Annotated in this window: 15 protein-coding genes and 1 tRNA gene; 10 read left to right on the top strand and 6 right to left on the bottom strand. The window is 68.3% G+C overall.

What is annotated here, in order from left to right:
* Nucleotides 1-48: 48 nt before the first annotated feature.
* Nucleotides 49-1,089: a rhamnose ABC transporter substrate-binding protein gene (gene rhaS, locus MRBLWH13_RS00900; RefSeq protein WP_341956475.1), complete on the top strand. Its 1,041-nt coding sequence runs from the start codon at nucleotides 49-51 to the stop codon at nucleotides 1,087-1,089.
* A gap of 413 nt (nucleotides 1,090-1,502) precedes the next feature.
* Here rhaS and MRBLWH13_RS00905 read toward each other — a convergent pair whose 3' ends face one another.
* From MRBLWH13_RS00905 to MRBLWH13_RS00930, 6 genes are all read right to left on the bottom strand, one after another.
* The gene (locus tag MRBLWH13_RS00905; RefSeq protein WP_341956476.1) at nucleotides 1,503-2,900 is read right to left on the bottom strand and encodes a rhamnulokinase family protein; all 1,398 of its coding nucleotides are present in this window, start codon (nucleotides 2,898-2,900) and stop codon (nucleotides 1,503-1,505) included.
* On the bottom strand, nucleotides 2,897-4,933 hold the full coding sequence (locus MRBLWH13_RS00910) for a bifunctional aldolase/short-chain dehydrogenase (protein ID WP_341956477.1): 2,037 nt from the start codon (nucleotides 4,931-4,933) through the stop codon (nucleotides 2,897-2,899). The genes MRBLWH13_RS00905 and MRBLWH13_RS00910 overlap by 4 nt, the downstream gene beginning before the upstream one ends.
* Nucleotides 4,930-5,784, bottom strand: coding sequence for an alpha/beta hydrolase (locus MRBLWH13_RS00915; RefSeq protein ID WP_341956478.1), 855 nt, complete (start codon nucleotides 5,782-5,784; stop codon nucleotides 4,930-4,932). The genes MRBLWH13_RS00910 and MRBLWH13_RS00915 overlap by 4 nt, the downstream gene beginning before the upstream one ends.
* Before the next feature lie 85 nt (nucleotides 5,785-5,869).
* Nucleotides 5,870-7,036 (bottom strand): L-rhamnose isomerase, encoded by a 1,167-nt coding sequence (rhaI, locus tag MRBLWH13_RS00920; RefSeq protein ID WP_311244796.1) that lies wholly within the window; start codon nucleotides 7,034-7,036, stop codon nucleotides 5,870-5,872.
* Entirely contained in the window at nucleotides 7,033-7,434 is a 402-nt protein-coding gene (locus MRBLWH13_RS00925; protein ID WP_341956479.1) for an L-rhamnose mutarotase, read from the bottom strand. The genes rhaI and MRBLWH13_RS00925 overlap by 4 nt, the downstream gene beginning before the upstream one ends.
* A gap of 95 nt (nucleotides 7,435-7,529) precedes the next feature.
* The gene (locus MRBLWH13_RS00930) at nucleotides 7,530-8,495 is read right to left on the bottom strand and encodes a serine hydrolase domain-containing protein (RefSeq protein ID WP_341956480.1); all 966 of its coding nucleotides are present in this window, start codon (nucleotides 8,493-8,495) and stop codon (nucleotides 7,530-7,532) included.
* A gap of 68 nt (nucleotides 8,496-8,563) precedes the next feature.
* On the opposite strand from MRBLWH13_RS00930, the gene MRBLWH13_RS00935 reads away from it, so the two are divergent.
* The 9 genes from MRBLWH13_RS00935 to MRBLWH13_RS00975 all read left to right on the top strand — a co-directional run bounded on the left by MRBLWH13_RS00935 (nucleotide 8,564) and on the right by MRBLWH13_RS00975 (nucleotide 17,801).
* Nucleotides 8,564-10,339: an ABC transporter ATP-binding protein gene (locus MRBLWH13_RS00935; protein ID WP_341956481.1), complete on the top strand. Its 1,776-nt coding sequence runs from the start codon at nucleotides 8,564-8,566 to the stop codon at nucleotides 10,337-10,339.
* 58 nt (nucleotides 10,340-10,397) lie between these two features.
* Nucleotides 10,398-11,489 (top strand): Gfo/Idh/MocA family oxidoreductase, encoded by a 1,092-nt coding sequence (locus MRBLWH13_RS00940; protein WP_341956482.1) that lies wholly within the window; start codon nucleotides 10,398-10,400, stop codon nucleotides 11,487-11,489.
* Nucleotides 11,486-12,412, top strand: coding sequence for a hypothetical protein (locus MRBLWH13_RS00945; RefSeq protein ID WP_341956483.1), 927 nt, complete (start codon nucleotides 11,486-11,488; stop codon nucleotides 12,410-12,412). Before MRBLWH13_RS00940 ends, MRBLWH13_RS00945 begins: the two co-directional genes overlap by 4 nt.
* A gap of 166 nt (nucleotides 12,413-12,578) precedes the next feature.
* Nucleotides 12,579-13,874, top strand: coding sequence for an extracellular solute-binding protein (locus MRBLWH13_RS00950; RefSeq protein ID WP_341956484.1), 1,296 nt, complete (start codon nucleotides 12,579-12,581; stop codon nucleotides 13,872-13,874).
* A 67-nt stretch (nucleotides 13,875-13,941) separates the two neighbouring features.
* On the top strand, nucleotides 13,942-14,943 hold the full coding sequence (locus tag MRBLWH13_RS00955; protein WP_341956485.1) for a sugar ABC transporter permease: 1,002 nt from the start codon (nucleotides 13,942-13,944) through the stop codon (nucleotides 14,941-14,943).
* Nucleotides 14,940-15,845, top strand: coding sequence for a carbohydrate ABC transporter permease (locus MRBLWH13_RS00960; protein WP_341956486.1), 906 nt, complete (start codon nucleotides 14,940-14,942; stop codon nucleotides 15,843-15,845). The genes MRBLWH13_RS00955 and MRBLWH13_RS00960 overlap by 4 nt, the downstream gene beginning before the upstream one ends.
* A gap of 2 nt (nucleotides 15,846-15,847) precedes the next feature.
* Nucleotides 15,848-16,525, top strand: a complete 678-nt coding sequence (locus MRBLWH13_RS00965) for a hypothetical protein (protein ID WP_341956487.1) — start codon at nucleotides 15,848-15,850, stop codon at nucleotides 16,523-16,525.
* A 43-nt stretch (nucleotides 16,526-16,568) separates the two neighbouring features.
* The gene (locus MRBLWH13_RS00970) at nucleotides 16,569-17,570 is read left to right on the top strand and encodes a LacI family DNA-binding transcriptional regulator (protein WP_341956488.1); all 1,002 of its coding nucleotides are present in this window, start codon (nucleotides 16,569-16,571) and stop codon (nucleotides 17,568-17,570) included.
* 142 nt (nucleotides 17,571-17,712) lie between these two features.
* Nucleotides 17,713-17,801 (top strand) — tRNA-Ser (locus tag MRBLWH13_RS00975).
* Nucleotides 17,802-17,957 lie beyond the last annotated feature (156 nt).

Here is a 17,957-nt window from a genome sequence, read left to right on the forward strand (position 1 = left end):
CTCTCGCCGACGGCGCCCGCCGCGGTGATCATCACGAAAGGAAGAACAATGACGTTTGCACGTAAGAAGATCGCGGGGTTCGCGGCGGTCGCCGTGGCCGCAGCGCTCGTGCTGACCGGCTGCGCCGACACCAGCGGCGGCTCGGACGGCTCGGGTGCGGAGGGTGGAGGATCCGACAACCTGTCGATCACGTTCCTGCCGAAGAACCTCGGCAACCCGTACTTCGACACCTCGAGCGAGGGCGGCAAGACCGCCGTCGACGAGTTCGGCGGCACGTTCGCCGAGGTCGGCCCTGCCGAGGCCACCCCCGACGCCCAGGTCAGCTACATCAACACCGCGACACAGCAGGCCGTCGGTGCGCTGGTCGTCTCGGCCAACGATCCGAAGGCGATCTGCGACGCGCTGAACGAGGCGCGTGACGCGGGCGTCAAGGTCGTCACCTTCGACTCCGACACCAACCCCGAGTGCCGCGACCTGTTCATCAACCAGGCCGACTCCGAGGGCATCGCCAAGGTGCAGGTCGACCTCATCGCCGACCAGATCGGTGGAGCGGGCGAGGTCGCGATCCTGTCGGCATCGGCCAACGCGACCAACCAGAACGCCTGGATCGACCTGATGAAGGAGTATGTCGCCACCGAGTACCCCGACATCACGATCGTCGAGACCGTCTACGGTGACGACGACGACCAGACCTCGTTCGACAAGACCGCGGCCCTGCTGCAGAGCCACCCGAACCTGAAGGGCATCATCTCGCCCACCACGGTCGGCATCGCGGCTGCCGCTCGCTACGTCTCGACCTCGGACTACAAGGGCAAGGTCGCGATCACCGGTCTCGGCACCCCGAACCAGATGCGCGAGTACGTCGAGGACGGCACCGTCACCGCGTTCGCGCTGTGGAACCCGGCCGACCTCGGCTACCTGGCAGCCTTCGCCTCGAAGGCTCTGATCGAGGGCGACATCACCGGCGAAGAGGGCGACACCTTCGAGGCCGGCGAGCTCGGCGAGTACACGGTGGGCGCCGACGGCGTCGTGCTGCTCGGCGACCCGTTCGAGTTCAACGCCGACAACATCGGCGACTTCGACTTCTGAGTCGGATTCGTGTGGGGCGTCGGAGCTTCGGCTCCGGCGCCCCCTTTTTTCGTGCGCCCGGGGGCCATGCCTTCGTCGGTGCTCGGCGCGGCCTCCCGGCCCGGGGTGCCCGGACGGCTGGCGAAAGTACGGATGGATGCCGGGACAGGGTGTTCTCGGCATCCATCCGGGGATCGGCCAGCCAAGTGTGCGGCGCGCGCCGCGGAGGTAGCCGGGTGGAGAGCGTCGATCGACGCATCCGTCTCCGAGGGGGTGCCGTGCTCCGTGCGGCCCGGCGCGCCCGGATGGCTGGCGAAAGTACGGATGGATGCCGGGACAGGGTGTTCTCGGCATCCATCCGGGGATCGGCCAGCCAAGTGTGCGGCTGGCTGCCCGTGGCCGGGACGGGACTCGGGGTGGGGGACGGGTGTGAGTCAGCGCGGGTCGAACCGCTCCGGCTCGTGAGTCGCGGCGACGAGGGCGCGCAGCTCCTCGAGCGAGGCCGGAGCAGCGCCGAGCGCGCGCGCCTGCACGAGCACGTTGCCGAGGGCCGTCGCCTCGACGGGGCCGGCCAGCACCGGAAGCCCGGTGCGGTCGGCCGTCGCCTGGCACAGCAGACGGTTCAGCGATCCGCCACCCACCAGATGGATGCTGTCGAGCTCGCGCCCCGAGAGATCGGATGCCGTCTGCACCGTATCCGCGAACGCTGTGGCGATCGACTCGACGATCGAGCGGGCGAAGGCGGGGCGCGTCGAGGGCGCCTGTGCTCCCAGGAGCGCCGCGATGCGCGAGGGCATGTCTCCCGGTGCGCTGAGCGAGGGGTCGTTCGCGTCGAACAGCGGCACGTCGCCCGTGACGGCGGAGGCCGCGGCCAGCAGCTCGGGCAGGTCGATCGACGTTCCGTCCTCCGCCTCCCACGCGCGCACGGTCTCGCTCAGCAGCCAGAGTCCCGTCACGTTGTGCAGGAAGCGATAGCGCCGGTCGACGCCGAGCTCGTGCGTGAAGTTCGCCTCGCGCGCGGCGTCCGTCAGCACCGGCTCGGTCAGCTCGACGCCGACAAGGCCCCACGTGCCGCACGAGATGTACGCGGAGTGCGGCGTCGACAGGGGAGCGGCGACGACGGCGGACGCGGTGTCGTGCGAGCCGACCGCGATCACGGGCAGCTCCTTGCCGATGCGCTCAGCCAGCTCGGGTCGCAGCATGCCGATGGCCTCGCCCGGATCGACGAGCGTGGGCAGGATGCCGGCCGGGATGCCGAGGCGCTCGGCCAGCTCGGTGTCCCACTCGCCCGATTCGACGCCGAGCAGCCCGGTGGTCGAGGCATTTGTGCGCTCGGCGACGGCCGTTCCGGTGAGCAGGAAGGCGATCAGGTCGGGGATGAGCAGCGCGGTGTCAGCATCGGCGAGGCGGCCGTCGACGCGGTACTGGTAGAGCGTGTTGAACGGCAGGAACTGCAGCCCGTTGCGCTGGTACAGCTCGGCGAAGGGCGCGATCGCGTGCACCTCGTCGACCCCGCGCGCTGTGCGACCGTCGCGATAGTGGAATGGCTCGGCGAGAAGCTCGCCGTCTTTCAGCAGGCCGTAGTCGACCGCCCACGAGTCGATCCCGATGCTCTCGATGCCCGGCTCTCGGCGCACGGCCTCGGCAAGCCCTGCGACGACATGCTCGTAGAGTGCGCCGAAGTCCCAGTGCAGGCCGTCCTCGCGTTCGACGGGCCCGTTGGGGAACCGCGAGACGAGGTCGAGGTCGAGTCGGCCGTCGCCGATCCGCCCGATCATGACGCGACCGCTGGTCGCCCCGAGGTCGACGGCGGCGACGGACCGCACCGTCATCGCAGGAACGCCGCGGCGACGCCGGAGTCGACCGGGATGTGCAGGCCCGTGGTGCGGCTGAGCTCGGGGCCCGTCAACACATAGACGGCATCCGCGACGTTCTCGGGAACGACCTCGCGCTTGAGGATCGTGCGGTTGGCGTAGAACTGACCGAGGTCCTCTTCGGCGACGCCGTAGGTCGCGGCGCGGTTCGCACCCCAGCCCGAGGCGAAGATGCCAGAGCCGCGCACGACGCCGTCGGGGTTGATGCCGTTGACGCGGATGCCGAACTCGCCGAGCTCGACGGCCAGCAGTCGCACCTGGTGGGCCTGGTCGGCCTTGGTCGCCGAGTACGCGATGTTGTTCGGGCCGGCGAAGACGGAGTTCTTCGACGAGATGTAGATGATGTCTCCGCCGAGCTTCTGGTCGATCAGCACGCGGGCTGCCGCCTTCGACACGAGGAACGAGCCCTTGGCCATGACGTCGTGCTGCAGGTCCCAGTCCTTCTCAGTGGTCTCGAGCAGCGGCTTCGACAGTGAGAGCCCGGCGTTGTTGACGACGAGGTCGACGCCGCCGAACGCGAGCACGGCGTCGTTCAGCGCGGCCTGGATCGCGTCGGCGTCGGCGACGTTCGCCGCGACGCCGATAGCGACGTCGGTGTTGCCGAGCTCGGCCGCGGCGGCCTGGGCCTTCTCGAGGTCGAGGTCGGCGATGACGACGCAGGCGCCCTCGGCCGCGAGGCGGGTGGCGATGGCCTTGCCGATGCCGCTGGCAGCCCCGGTGACGAACGCGATGCGGCCCTGGTGCGACTTCGGCTTCGGCATGCGCTGCAGCTTCGCCTCTTCCAGTGCCCAGTACTCGATGTCGAACTTCTCGGCGTCGGAGATGGGGGAGTAGGTCGACAGCGCCTCGGCCCCGCGCATCACGTTGATCGCGTTGACATAGAACTCGCCGGCGACGCGGGCTGTCTGCTTGTTCGCCCCGTACGAGAACATGCCGATGCCGGGAACGAGCACGATGAGCGGGTCGGCGCCGCGGATCGCCGGAGACTCGGCCGTCGCGTGCGCGTCGTAGTAGGCCTGGTAGTCGGCGCGGTACTCGGTGTGCAGCTCGTGCAGGCGGGCGATCTGCTCGTCGAGGGATGCGGTGACGGGCAGGTCGAGGATCAGCGGCTTGACCTTAGTGCGCAGGAAGTGGTCGGGGCAGCTGGTGCCGAGAGCGGCGAGCTCGGGGGCCCGGTCGGAGGCGAGGAAGTCGAGCACGACGTCGGAGTCGGTGAAGTGGCCGACCATCGGCTTGTCGGTCGACGCGATGCCGCGGATGGTGCCGGCGAGGGCGGCGGCGCGCTCACGGCGCTCGGTTTCGGGGAGGGCCTCGAAGCCGGCACGGACACCGCCGAACGGGTCGGCCTTGCCGTTCGCCTCGATGTAGGCGGCGGCGGTGTCGATGATCCACAGCGAGTTCGCCTCGGCCTCCTCCGACGTATCGCCCCACGCCGTGATGCCATGGCCGCCGAGGATCGTGCCGATCGCCTGCGGGTTCTTCGCCTTGATCGCGGCGATGTCGAGTCCGAGCTGGAAGCCGGGGCGGCGCCACGGAACCCACACGACCTTGTCGCCGAAGATCTTCGCCGTGAGCTCTTCACCGTCGGCGGCGGTCGCGATGGCGATGCCGGAGTCGGGGTGCAGGTGGTCGACGTGTGCGGCATCGACGAGGCCGTGCATCGCGGTGTCGATCGACGGGGCGGCGCCACCCTTGCCGTGCAGGCAGTAGTCGAACGCGGCGACCATCTCGTCTTCGCGGTCGAGGCCCGGGTAGACGTCGACGAGTGCGCGCATGCGGTCGAGGCGGAGCACGGCGAGGCCCTGCTCCTTCAACGTGCCGAGGTCGCCACCGGATCCCTTGACCCACATCAGCTCGACCGGCTGACCCGTGACGGGGTCGGTCTCGGTGCCCTTCGCCGACGTGTTGCCGCCGGCGTAGTTGGTGTTCTTGGGGTCGGCGCCCAGGCGGTTCGACCGCTCGATGAGGGCGGCGGCGGTGGGGTTGGTCATGGCTGTTCCTTGTTCTCGGGAGAAGTGGCGAGGATGCGGGCGGCGAAGCGGTCGATGGATGCTGTCGCCCCCGCGTGTTCCGGTCGGTTGAGGTGGCCGTGGCGGGTGCCAGGCTCGGTCGAGATGTCGAGGTCGACACCGGCGGATCGCAATGAGGCGCCGAAGGCCTCACCCGAGACGCGCAGCTCGTCGACCTCGTCGTTGATCATGATCGTGGCGGGGAAGCGTGAGAGCTCATCGACCGACGCGGTGCCGGGCACCGCGTAGACGTCGGCATCGTCGACAGAGCCGCCAAGGTAGTTCTCGTACATGACCCGAACGGGGTCTGGGCCGAACGTGTCGGCCTCCGGATCCGCGTCGAGCGCTGCGCGCAGCGTCGCATCCGGTGCGCCCTGCACGGCGTGCAGCGTCGGATAGGCGAGCACCGCGAGAACGGGGACGGGTCCGGAACCGTGGCTCATCCGCAGAGCTGCGCCTGTCGCGAGGTTGCCGCCGGCGCTCGCTCCACCGATCGACCACGGGCCCTCTGCGAGACCCGAGTCGACCGCCCAGCGGAAGGCGTGCTCGACCTCGTCGGAGGCGACCGGATAGTGCACGCCGGCACGTTCCGGGGAGCCGGCCGCCGCAGCCCAGGTGCGAGGGAACGGCGCCAGCGCATAGTCCACCGAGACCACGACGATGCCCCGGTCGGCGAAGCTCCGTGCGACCCAGTCGGCCTCCGGCATCTCGAGCTCGCCGGCGGCGAACCCTCCGCCGTGCGCCCAGACGAGTCCGGGTCCGGCAGGCTTCTCCGGCTCGTACACGCGGACGCGCAGCGGTCCGTGAGGTCCGTCGAGCACCTGGTCGCTCACAGCATCCGTCCTTCTGTGGGTGGGGCGTCGGGATGCGGGGATCGGCTCCCGCATCCCGACGGGTCTCATGGGTCAGCGGACGAGGTTACGCGCCCCAGCCGGCCTGCACACCGCCGACGCGCTCGGCGGCGATCTTCTGCTGGTAGCCCGACTCGGCGTAGGCCGCCATCGGGTCGGCGGCGAGCCCGCGCGACTCGCGCCACTCGGCGAGAGCCGGGCGCACGTCGGTGTAGAACGCGTCCATGAAGACGGCGTTCGCAGCCAGCACGTCGCCGGACTTCTGTGCGGCGGACAGTGCCTCGCGGTCGACGATCAGCGCGCGCGCCGTCATCTCCTGCACGTTGAGCACCGAGCGGATCTGACCGGGGATCTTGTCTTCGACGTTGTGGCACTGGTCGAGCATGAACGCCACGTCGGGGTTGTTGAGGCCGCCGCCGCGGACGACCTCGAACAGGATGCGGAACAGCTGGAACGGGTCGGCCGCGCCGACGATCAGGTCGTCGTCGGCGTAGAAACGCGAGTTGAAGTCGAACGAGCCGAGCTTGCCGAGGCGCAGCAGCTGCATGACGATGAACTCGATGTTCGTGCCGGGGGCGTGGTGGCCCGTGTCGAGGCACACCATCGCCTTGTCGCCGAGGGAGGAGACCTGAGCGTACGACGTGCCCCAGTCGGGAACATCGGTGTGATAGAACGCCGGCTCGAAGAACTTGTACTCGAGCACGAGGCGCTGGTCGTCGCCGAGGCGGGCGTAGATCTGCTGCAGCGACTCCTGCAGGCGGTCCTGGCGACCGCGCAGGTCGGCCTGGCCCGGGTAGTTCGAGCCCTCTGCGAGCCAGATCTTCAGGTCGCGGCTGCCCGTGGCATCCATCACGTCGATGCAGGCGAGGTGGTGGTCGATCGCCTTCTGGCGGATCGTCGGGTCTTCATGCGTCAGGGCGCCGAACTTGTAGTCGTCGTCCTGGAAGGTGTTGGAGTTGACCGTGCCGAGGGTCACGCCGAGGTCTTCGGCATGCTTGCGCAGATCCGAGAACGAATCGACGAGGTCCCACGGGATGTGCAGCGCCACCGAGGGAGCGAGCGCGGTGTAGGTGTTGACCTGCGCGGCGTCCGCGATCTTCTCCCACGGGTCGCGCGGCGTGCCGGGCGTGCCGAACACCTTGAAGCGGGTGCCGGAGTTGCCGAACGCCCAACTGGGGAGCTCGATGCCCTGCTGCTCGAGAGCGGCGAGGTTGTCGGACGAGAGGATGCTCATGAGGCGCTGCCTTCGGTGTCGTTGCGGGTGTCGTTGTCATCGATGTCGGATGCTGCGGAGTCGCCGGCGTCGGCGAGCTGGTCTTCGAGGTGGAACACCTCGGTGAGTGCGGTGGCTGCCTGGTCGGGACGACCGTCGAGATCGATGAAGAAGCGGCCCATCTCGGCCTCCCACCGCGCGGCGACGGCGGAGGCGGCGAGGTAGGCCTGCGCCGCGGCATCGTCATCGGTCTCGTAGTAGCCGATGAGCGTGCCGCCGTCGGCGAGGAACAGCGAGTAGTTGCGGCGGCCTGCGGCCGCGATCTCGGCCAGCATCTCGGGCCAGACGGGCGAGTGACGGGCGAGGTATTCGTCGAGCAGCTCAGGACGCACCTGCAACTGGAACGCGACGCGGGTCATGATGGTTCTCTCTTCATCGAGGAGTTTTGAATCGTTTCATTCAATGGTCACAACATTAGACACGAGCGGTCGTCGTGTCAAGTGAGCGCGGATGTCTAGAGCGCGCTCACCACCGCATTGTCGAGCTCGTCGGCGTCGACGCCGGGACGGACGGCGGCGTTGGTGAGCAGCACCCAGGCCACTCCGGCGCCGGGGTGCACCCAGAACTCGGTGCCGGCCCATCCGCCGTGGCCGAAGACGTCGCGGTCGACGAGCCCGGGTGCCCGAGACCGCAGGTTGAACGTGAAGCCCCAGTCCTGACCGCGCTCGTCGGGGTACGGGTCGAGGCGCGGGATGTCTCCCGTGAGCGGGCGCCGCATCATGGCGAGACCAGCCGGAGAGAGGATGCCGTCGCGGCCGCCCCGGTCGATGCGCAGCAGCTCGGCGCCGAGGTGAAGCAGGTCCTCGGCTCTGCCCAGCAGGCCTGCACCCGGTGCCCGTGTGGCGTGGAATCGATCGAGGTCGAGTCCTCCTGCCGCAGCGTCAGGCACGCCGACCGACTGCGCGGTGTCGAGAGTCAGGCCGATCGCGCCGATGCGATGTGCCCAGTCGAGAGTGCCGTCATCCCAGGTCTTGTCGGTCGCATGTTCGATCAGCGCCGCGATGCCCTCGAAGGCGAGGGTCGAATAGCGCGAGGCTGTTCCGGCCGCGAAGTCGCGTCCTCTGGTGAGCAGTTCGTGTCGCAAAGGCAGGGCCGTGTCGAGCGCGGGCTCGGAGATCCCCGACGTGTGTGAGGCGAGATGCCACAGGCGCACGACGTCATCGCGGGAGGATCCGAAGGCGGGGAGCGCATCGGTCAGGGGAGTGTTCGGGGTGAGCAGGCCGCGCTCGATCGCCCTTGCCGCCGTGATGCCGGTCAGGACCTTGGTGATCGAGAACAGCGGGTAGACGGCATCCGTGGCAGCGCCGAAGCCGTCGAGGCCGACGATGCCGTCGGCCGTCGCGATACCGACGACGGCGGTGGGCAATCGCTCGGCGTGCACGTGGCGGCGGGCCCAGTCGAACGCTGCGTCGAAGGTCATGAGTGTGCTCCCGGCCGGATCAGGTCGTCGCGCTTCCCTGGCGACGATGGTGACTCTACGATAGGACCATGACGCAGAAAGCGCTTTCCCACCCGGCCGCGCTCATCGACGGTCAGCACCCGACCCGTTCTGTGTTGCGTCTGGTCGCCCGCCGCCCGTGGCGCCTCACGTTCGCGATCACCGCGTTCGCGGTGAAGGAGATCCCGCTGTGGTTCCTTCCGGTCATCACCGCCGCGATCATCGATGTCGTGGCGAGCAAGGGCGACGTCACCGAGGTGCTCTGGTGGTTCGCGCTCGCCGCCGTCCTCCTGCTGCAGAACTACCCGAACCACATCATCTACACGCGCAACTTCATGACGGTGGTGCGCGATCTCGGCGCGGACCTGCGCAATGCGCTCACCGCCCGACTGCAGAGCCTCTCGATCGGGTACCACACGCGCATGAGCTCGTCGATCGTGCAGACCAAGGTCGTGCGCGACGTCGAGAACGTCGAGCTGATGCTGCAGCAGGTCACGCACCCGCTCCTGTCGTCGATGATGGTCATGCTCGGCGCGCTCGCCATGACGGCCGTCACCGTGCCGCAGTTCCTGCCGGTCTACGCCCTCGCGGTGCCCATCGCCATCGGCATCCGCTATGGCATGCGCAACCGCTCGCAGCGCCGTAACGAGGTGTTCCGTCGCGAGATCGAGACCCTGTCGGCGCGGGTGGGCGAGATGGCGTCGCTGATCCCGGTGACCCGCGCGCACGGGCTCGAGGAGACGGCGATCACCCGGGTCGCGGGCGGTGCCGACGGCGTGCGCCGGGCGGGACTCGACCTCGATCTGCTCAACGGACGCGTCGCGTCGATCTCGTGGGTGGCCATGCAGCTGCTCGGCGTCGCCTGCCTCATGCTCGCCGCGGTGTGCGCGCTCACGGGGTTCCTGCCGATCACACCCGGTGAGGTCGTGATGCTCTCGAGCTACTTCACACTGCTGACCGGCGGGCTCACGCAGCTGCTGATGCTCATCCCCGTCGGTGCGCGAGGCCTCGAGTCCGTCCGTTCGATCGCCGAGGTGCTGCAGGAGCCCGACGTCGAGCAGAACTCCGGCAAGCGCACGGTCTCGGCCGTCACCGGCGAGATCGTGCTCGACTCGGCCACGCATCGGTATGCGGATGCCGAGGAGGACGCCCTGTTCGAGATCGACCTGCGCATCGCGCCGGGCGAGACCGTCGCGTTCGTCGGATCGTCGGGGTCGGGCAAATCGACGCTTCTCAACCTGGTGCTCGGCTTCGTCAGGCCCACCAGCGGCCGCATCAGGCTCGACGGGCAGGACATGCAGGAGCTGGACCTGCGGACGGTCCGTCGCTCGATCTCGGTCGTGCCGCAGGAATCGGTGCTGTTCGAGGGGTCGGTCTTCGACAACATCGCCTACGGCATGCCCGACGTCACGCCCGACCGCGTCGAGCGGGCGCTGCGCGATGCCAACGCGTGGGAGTTCGTGAGCGAGCAGCCGCACGGCTGGGACACGGTGGTCGGCGAGCGGGGAGCGCGCCTGTCGGGCGGCCAGCGTCAGCGTCTGGCGATCGCTCGTGCGCTCGTGCGCGACCCGCGCATCCTGCTGCTCGATGAGGCCACCAGTGCCCTCGATCCCGAATCCGAAGGCCTCGTGAAAGAGGCTCTCGAACGACTCATGCGCGGCCGAACCACCCTGGTCGTCGCGCACCGACTGTCGACCATTCGGCAGGCCGATCGCATCGTCGTGCTCGAACACGGCCGCATCGTCGAGCAGGGCTCGCACGATCAGCTGCTCGCCGCCGACGGGCGATACGCTCGGCTGCACCTGGTGCAGAACGGCATGAGATGACGCGATCTGAGACGACGCGATCTGAGACGACAGCGACTCACCGTCCTGAGGAGGACCGATGACTTCCGAGAAGACCCTTCGAGCTGCCCTCGTGGGCACCGGCTCCGTGGCGAACTCCCACGCCCGCGCCGTCGCCGCCTACCCGCGTGCAGAGCTCGTCGCCGTCGCCGACCTCAGCTTCGAGAAAGCCGAGGAGTTCGCCCGCAGATACGACATCGCCGCCGCCTACTCCGACCTCGACGAGATGCTCGCCGCCGAGCATCCAGACGTCGTGCTCATCTGCACCCCGCCGGGGCCGCACCGGGTGCAGTCGCTGGCTGCATTCGCCGCGGGCGCGCACGTGATCGTCGAGAAACCGCCGGCACCGTCTCTCGATGAGCTCGACGACATGCGCGCCGGTGCACTCTCGGCCGACAAGCAGCTGGCGGTCGTTTTCCAGCAGCGCACCGGTACGGCGGCGGCGCACGTTCGCGGGCTGCTGCAGAGCGGAGCGCTCGGTCGCCCGCTCGTCGCGGTGTGCCAGACGCTGTGGTTCCGTGACGCGGACTACTTCGCGGTGCCGTGGCGCGGCAAGTGGGAGACGGAGGGCGGTGGCACGACTCTCGGTCATGGCATCCATCAGATCGATCTGCTCGCTCACCTGCTGGGTGACTGGTCGTCGGTGCAGGGACGCCTCTGGAGGCTCGACCGCGAGACCGAGACCGAAGACGTGTCGACCGCGACCATCGTCTTCGAGCAGGGGGTTGTGGCGCAGCTCATCACGAGTGCCGTCTCGCCGAGAGAGGCGAGCTCGATCCGCATCGACACGCAGAAGGCCACGATCACCGTCGATCACGTCTACGGTCACGGGCACGAGAACTGGCGGATCACCCCGGCTCCCGGTTTCGAGGGCGAGGCGGCCTCGTGGGCGTTCCCCGATGTCGAAGAGCGCAGCGACCACGAGCCGCTGCTGCGCGACGTGTTCGACGCGTTGCTCGACGGCGAACCTCTGCCCGCGACCGCGGATTCTCCCGCACGGTCGCTCGAGATCGTCGCGGGGATCTACGCGTCGGCGGCATCCGACGGCGCGGTGATCACGCCCGAGGTGCTGGCCGCGCACCCCACGCATCGTGCCGGTTTCGCGAGCCCGGTGACCGACCTCCGCCGATGATCGAGCTCTACCGAGACCCGATCTACGACGGTGCGACGGATCCGCGGGTCGTGATCGACGCTGACGGGCTGTGGTGGATGTTCTACACGCAGCGCCGGGCGAGCCTCGAGGATGCCGGTCCCGGCGTCTCGTGGATCCATGGCAGCCGCATCGGCGTCGCCACCTCGCACGACGGGGTCGAGTGGTCGTACGCCGGCACGCTGGAGCCCGCGGCATCCGACCTCGTCCTGGAGCCGGGGCCGCCGCCCGCCGACGTCGACCGTACGCACTGGGCGCCCGAGGTCGTCTGGGACGGCGCGCAGTGGCGCATGTATCTCACCGAGATCGACGGTATTCCCGACCGCTGGCCCGGATTCGTGCGGGAGATCGTGGAGTACGTCTCGGGTGACCTCCGTCGCTGGGAGAGGCGCGGACCGCTCACGCTGAGCAGCGATCGGGTCATCGACGCGGCCGTCGCCCGCACCCCCGACGGCCTCTGGCGGATCTGGTACAAGGACGAGGCGGCGGACTCGGTCACGATGGTCGCGTCATCCGCCGACCTCGCGGAGTGGCGTCTCGACGGCATCGCGATCAGCGGACGCCCCCATGAGGGCCCGACGGTCTTCGATCTCGGCGGGTTCTGGTGGATGATCGTCGACGAGTGGCGGGGGATGGGCGTGTATCGCTCGAACGACGGCATCCGGTGGACCCGGCAGGGCGGTGAGGATGCCGTCATCCTCGCCGATGCTCCCGGGGGCGGGCATGGCAATCACGGCGCCCATGTGCACCATGGCGACGAGCTGTGGTTCTACTTCTTCGGCACCGCGGAGGCAGCGCCGGTGCACGCCGCGACGGGCGAGCAGAGACGAGCTGCGGTATATCGGCTGAGTCTCGAGGTCGAGGCCGGGAACCTGGTCGTGAAAGACTGGAATTTCCCGTCGTAATCGATGTAATCCGGTCGCGGACTATTGCCGGTTGCGAAACGTTTCAATCTCGATTAGCGTGCAGGTAAGCGTTTTCCCCCGCACTTCGGAGATCGCATCCCGCACCACATGGACACAGGCGTTCCGCGGCTCAGCCGAACGAGGACGTTCACCAGAGAGGACAACGATGTTCAGCAAGAAGCGTCTGGCGGCCGCAGCGGCCGTCGCCACCAGCGCAGCGCTGGTACTCGCCGGCTGCGCCGGCGGCGGCACCCCCGAGGGCGGGGCCACCTACGATCCTGACGAGAAGGTCACGCTCGATCTCGCATTCTGGGGCAACGACGTCCGCGCCGACCTGTACAACCAGGCGATCGAGGCGTTCAACGAGGAGTACCCGAACATCACGGTGAACGCGACGTTCCTCGGGTTCCCGGAGTTCTGGGAGAAGCGTCAGACCGAGGCCGCCGGTGGCGGACTCCCCGACGTGATGCAGTTCGACTACTCGTACCTGCGTCAGTACTCCGAGAACGGCCTGCTGCTCGACCTCGAGCCCTACCTCGGATCCGTGATCGAGACCGACCCGCTGCCCGAGAACATCCTCGGCATCGGCGTCGTCGACGACACCACCTACGGCATCGCGACCTCCACCAACGCGTGGGGCATGTTCACGAACCCGGCGCTCCTCGAGACCGCGGGCGTCGAGCAGTTCGCCGGCGGCGACTGGGAAGACTACGACGAGTGGATCGGCGAGGTCACCGATGCCAGCGGCGGAGCGTTCTGGGGTGGGTCCGACTGGACCGGCCGCATCCAGAACTTCGAGATCCAGCTGCGCAGCGAGGGCAAGAACCTGTTCGACGAGGACGGCACCCCCGGCTTCGACGAGGACCGCCTGAAGGAGTTCTGGGAGTCCGGCGATGACATCCGCGACGGAGCCGTCGTTCCTCAGCAGACCGTCGAGGAGCTCAACCCGCTGAGCGCCTTCGACGCAGCCAAGAACGCCAGCGAGCTGACCTGGGACAACTTCGGTGCCGGCTACCTCGCCAACCTCGGTGAGAACTACACCGAGCTCGGCCTCGTGGCTCCTCCCGTCACCAAGGACGGCGCGAAGGACCTCTACCTGAAGCCGTCGATGCTGCACACGATCTCGGCCAAGACAGAGCACCCGGAGGCGGCGGCGACGCTCGTCAACTTCCTGGTGAACTCGCCCGAGTCCGGTGAGATCTTCGGCACGAACCGTGGCCTCCCGGCATCCGAGACCGCTCTCGAGGCGGCCGACCTCGACCCGATGAGCCAGCTCGTCAAGGATTACGAGGAGTCCATCTCCGACCGCCTCGGCGATGCTCCGCCCGTGCCGATCGTCGGCTACGGCACTCTCGAGGAGAAGTTCCGGGTGCTCGGCACCGAGCTGAACTTCGGCACGACGACGGTCGACGAGGCCGTGGAGCAGTTCTTCTCCGAGATGGACGTCGTCCTCAACCAGTGATCCCGCCGGCGGGCCGGGCGATCTCCGCCCGGCCCGCCGCACCCCACCCACTTCGGAAGGAGCTGTCATGAGCACGACGGCGACCAGGACGATCGTCACGGGCAAGAAGTCCGGGCGGGGGCGGGCGCTGCGCAGCGGCCGCCGCCCCGAGAACGAACTCGCACGGCCCGGACAGCGCGCACGACTGCGTCGCGAGACCGCGACCGGCTATGCGTTCCTCACCCCGTGGCTGATCGGCTTCTTCGGGCTGACCGGAGTGCCGATGGTGTACTCCCTGTACCTGTCCTTCACGAAGTACAACATCTTCCAGCCGCCCAAGTGGATCGGCCTGGACAACTACATCCGTCTGTTCACGAGCGACCCGAACTTCATCCAGTCGGCGCAGATCACCCTGGTCTACGTGTTCATCGGCACCCCGATCACCCTGGCGGCTGCGCTGGCCGTCGCGATGCTGCTGAACTACCGCGACAAGGGCGCGGGCTTCTTCCGGTCCGCGTTCTACGCCCCCTCGCTCATCGGCGGCTCGGTGTCGGTCGCGATCGTGTGGCGGGCGATGTTCTCCTCCGACGGTCCGGTCGACAGCGGTCTGCAGATCTTCGGGGTCAACCTCGGGGGATGGATCGGAAACCCGGGCCTCGTGCTCCCGATGATGATCCTGCTCGCCGTGTGGCAGTTCGGCGCCACGATGGTGATCTTCCTCGCCGGTCTCAAGCAGATCCCCAAGGAGCTGTATGAGGCGGCCGAGATGGACGGCGCGAACGCCTACCGCCGGTTCCGCGCGGTGACCATCCCCATGCTCTCGCCGGTGATGTTCTTCAACCTGCTGCTGGGTCTGATCGGCGCGTTCCAGGTGTTCGCGTCGGCGTACATCATCTCGAACGGCACCGGCGGCCCTGCCGGAATGACGAACTTCATCACCGTGTACCTGTACAAGCGCGGGTTCTCCGACGGGCAGATGGGCTACGCCGCGGCGATCGCCTGGGTGCTGCTGGTCGTCGTCGCGATCATCGCCTTCATCCTCTTCCGCACCCAGAGGTCGTGGGTGCACTACTCGGGAGACGACAAATGAGCATCACCACCCCCACCACCGAGGCTGTCGTCACTGCCTCCGCCTCCGCCCCTCGTCGCAGGATCAAGCGCAAGACCTGGCAGACCGTCATCTGGTTCATCGGTCTGATCGTGCTCACCGCGGTCGTGCTGTATCCCCTGCTGTGGCTGTTCCTGTCGACGTTCAAGCCGAATTCCGAGTTCGGTCAGAACCCGGGCCTGTTCCCGCAGGCGCCCACTGTCGAGAACTACGGCAAGGTCATGGAGGGCATCGCCGGAGTGCCGATGTGGCGCTTCTTCCTGAATTCTCTGATCCTCGCGGTGTCCGCGGTCGTCGGCACCGTGCTCTCGTCCGCGCTCGCCGCCTACGCGTTCGCCCGCGTGCAGTTCAAGGGGCTCGGGGTGCTGTTCGCGGCGATGATCGGCACGCTGCTGCTGCCGTTCCACGTCGTGATCATCCCGCAGTACATCATCTTCAACCAGCTCGGCTGGGTCGACACCTTCATCCCGCTGATCCTGCCGAAGTTCCTCGCCACCGAGGCGTTCTTCGTCTTCCTGCTCGTGCAGTTCATCCGTCAGATGCCGCGCGACATGGATGAGGCTGCCCGCATCGACGGGGCAGGACACCTGCGGATCTTCTGGTCGATCATCCTGCCGCTCATCAAACCGGCACTGATCACCTGCGCGATCTTCTCGTTCATCTGGGCGTGGAACGACTTCCTCGGGCCTCTCCTCTACCTGACGAGCCCCGAGAACTACCCCCTGCCGATCGCGCTGCGTCTCTACAACGACCAGACCTCGTCGTCCGACTACGGCGCGACGGTCACGGCTTCGTTCGTCGCGCTGCTGCCGGTGCTGCTGTTCTTCGTGGTGTTCCAGCGTTTCCTCGTCGACGGCGTGGCCACCCAGGGACTCAAGGGATAGCCGTGTCGGTCATCCGCGAAGACCGTCGGGCCCATCGGGCCGCGAAGCGTGAGGCGCGCTCAGGCGCAGGCCCCACGGTCGCCGGTATCGAACCGGGCGTCAACCCCGGCGCGACGGCGAAGTTCGGGCTGTTCGGCGAAGTCCTCACAGTCGGGCTGCTCATGACGATCATCGCCCTCGGCGTCGTCACCCTGCCGATCGCGCTGGCCGCCGGCATCCGCCACCTTCGGCGCTTCGTCGCCGCTGAGGACTCGCGCACTGCTCTGTTCTGGGAAGACGTACGCACCGGCATCCTGCCGTCGCTCGGCGTCGGTGTGCCGGCTGCGCTGATCGCGACCGTGCTCACGATCGATGTGGTGCTCGCAGGGTCGGGCGCGCTGCCCGGTGGCGGGGCCATCGCGGTCGTCGGCTGGGCGGGACTGCTCGCTCTCGCCGTCGCGGTGCTCCTCGCAGCGGGCGCCTGGTCGCCGTCGCTCGGGTGGAAGGACGCCGTGCGTGCGGTGCCCGGAGCGATCAGGGCGGATGCCGCAGGTGCCGCCTACATCGCGGCCGCGGCCGTCTTCACCGGTGTCGTGACCTGGGCACTCGCGCCCCTCTTCATCGCCGGAATCGGCTGCGCGGCGCTCGCCGTCGTCGCCGTGCCGGGGCGTCGTCGGCGCCGGGAGAGCGGCGAGGAATGAGAAGGTAGTCGTTGGCGCACGCGCGGACGGACGGAGGCACGCCATGGCTGTAGGGGTGAAGGACGTCGCTGCTGCGGCCGGCGTTTCGGTCGGCACCGTCTCGAACGTGCTCAACCAGCCGGAACGCGTGTCCGCCAAGACGGTCGAACGCGTGCAGCGCGCCATCCAGGAGCTCGGCTTCGTGCGCAACGACGCGGCCAGGCAGCTGCGGGCAGGACGCAGCCGCAGCATCGGTCTCGTGGTGCCCGACATCGGTAACCCGTTCTTCGCCGAGGTCGTACGGGGAGCGGAAGACAGAGCAGCGGATGCCGGCATGACCGTGCTGCTCGGCAACAGCGACGAGCGAGACGAGCGCCAGGTCGCTCATCTCGAACTCTTCCAGGAGCAGCGCGTCAACGGCGTGCTGCTGACGCCTGCTTCCGACGACCTCTCGGCCGTGCATCGCTTCGCAGCCGGGGGGATGCCAGTGATCCTCGTCGACCGCGAGGTGGAGGAGGGGCTTCTCCCGTCGGTGTCCGTCGACGACGTCGAGGGCGGCCGGCTCGCGGCAGAGCACCTGCTCTCGGCCGGACGACGCCGACTCGCGTTCGTCGGCGGACCGCAGTCGGTGCATCAGGTCGCCGATCGTCTTCGGGGGGTGCAGGCGGCGGTCGCAGCCCACCCCGACGTCACTCTCGAGGTGTTCGAGCAGTCCGCGCTCACCGTGCTGCAGGGCAGGGCCGCCGGCGAGGCCATCGCGGCGCGGCCCGAGGAATCGCGCCCGGACGCCGTCTTCGCCGCCAACGACCTGCTCGCCGTCGGTCTGCTGCAGGCCTTCAGCTTCGGATCCGCGATCCGCGTGCCCCAGGACATCGCGATGGTCGGATACGACGACATCGACTTCGCCTCCGCCACCGTGGTGCCGCTGAGCTCGGTGCGCCAGCCGGCCAGACTGCTCGGCTGGACCGGCGTCGACCTGCTTCTGAAGGAGCTCGACGGCGTCGAACATGATCGTCGCGTGCGCTTCCAGCCCGAGCTCGTCGTGCGGGAGTCGAGCGCGGTCTGACCGACCGTCGGAGGGGGGCACCGGAACGCGTGCTCTCGTCCTGCAGTCGACGCTGCTGGGGGCAGGTGATCCCCGATTCGTCCCTGCCAGACGAACCCGTTATGATTGCAAGGTGCATCCGGTCTTCACGGTTCGGATGCCTGGAGACGTCGCATAGTCCGGCCGAGTGCACCACCCTGCTAAGGTGGAGTCCCCTCACGGGGACCAGGGGTTCAAATCCCCTCGTCTCCGCAGTGTGATGTCTCAGGACATCGTGAACGGCTGAACCCCCGGTTTCGGGGGTTCAGCCGTTCTGCATCGTGGCACTTGGTGGGGTCGAGGGTGAATTCGGCGGGGAGTTCCCCGGTGTCCAGGGCGAAGATCGTGATGTCGATTCTTCCCTTCTGC

Source organism: Microbacterium sp. LWH13-1.2 (genome assembly GCF_038397735.1).
Taxonomy (GTDB): Bacteria; Actinomycetota; Actinomycetes; order Actinomycetales; family Microbacteriaceae; genus Microbacterium.

What these genes read in the sequence shown, in the direction of transcription:
- rhaS (WP_341956475.1), top strand. Translation starts at nt 49, where the DNA reads ATGACGTTTGCACGTAAGAAGATCGCGGGGTTCGCGGCGGTCGCCGTG.
- MRBLWH13_RS00905 (WP_341956476.1), bottom strand. Translation starts at nt 2,900, where the DNA reads ATGACGGTGCGGTCCGTCGCCGCCGTCGACCTCGGGGCGACCAGCGGT.
- MRBLWH13_RS00910 (WP_341956477.1), bottom strand. Translation starts at nt 4,933, where the DNA reads ATGACCAACCCCACCGCCGCCGCCCTCATCGAGCGGTCGAACCGCCTG.
- rhaI (WP_311244796.1), bottom strand. Translation starts at nt 7,036, where the DNA reads ATGAGCATCCTCTCGTCCGACAACCTCGCCGCTCTCGAGCAGCAGGGC.
- MRBLWH13_RS00925 (WP_341956479.1), bottom strand. Translation starts at nt 7,434, where the DNA reads ATGACCCGCGTCGCGTTCCAGTTGCAGGTGCGTCCTGAGCTGCTCGAC.
- MRBLWH13_RS00930 (WP_341956480.1), bottom strand. Translation starts at nt 8,495, where the DNA reads ATGACCTTCGACGCAGCGTTCGACTGGGCCCGCCGCCACGTGCACGCC.
- MRBLWH13_RS00935 (WP_341956481.1), top strand. Translation starts at nt 8,564, where the DNA reads ATGACGCAGAAAGCGCTTTCCCACCCGGCCGCGCTCATCGACGGTCAG.
- MRBLWH13_RS00940 (WP_341956482.1), top strand. Translation starts at nt 10,398, where the DNA reads ATGACTTCCGAGAAGACCCTTCGAGCTGCCCTCGTGGGCACCGGCTCC.
- MRBLWH13_RS00945 (WP_341956483.1), top strand. Translation starts at nt 11,486, where the DNA reads ATGATCGAGCTCTACCGAGACCCGATCTACGACGGTGCGACGGATCCG.
- MRBLWH13_RS00950 (WP_341956484.1), top strand. Translation starts at nt 12,579, where the DNA reads ATGTTCAGCAAGAAGCGTCTGGCGGCCGCAGCGGCCGTCGCCACCAGC.
- MRBLWH13_RS00955 (WP_341956485.1), top strand. Translation starts at nt 13,942, where the DNA reads ATGAGCACGACGGCGACCAGGACGATCGTCACGGGCAAGAAGTCCGGG.
- MRBLWH13_RS00960 (WP_341956486.1), top strand. Translation starts at nt 14,940, where the DNA reads ATGAGCATCACCACCCCCACCACCGAGGCTGTCGTCACTGCCTCCGCC.
- MRBLWH13_RS00970 (WP_341956488.1), top strand. Translation starts at nt 16,569, where the DNA reads ATGGCTGTAGGGGTGAAGGACGTCGCTGCTGCGGCCGGCGTTTCGGTC.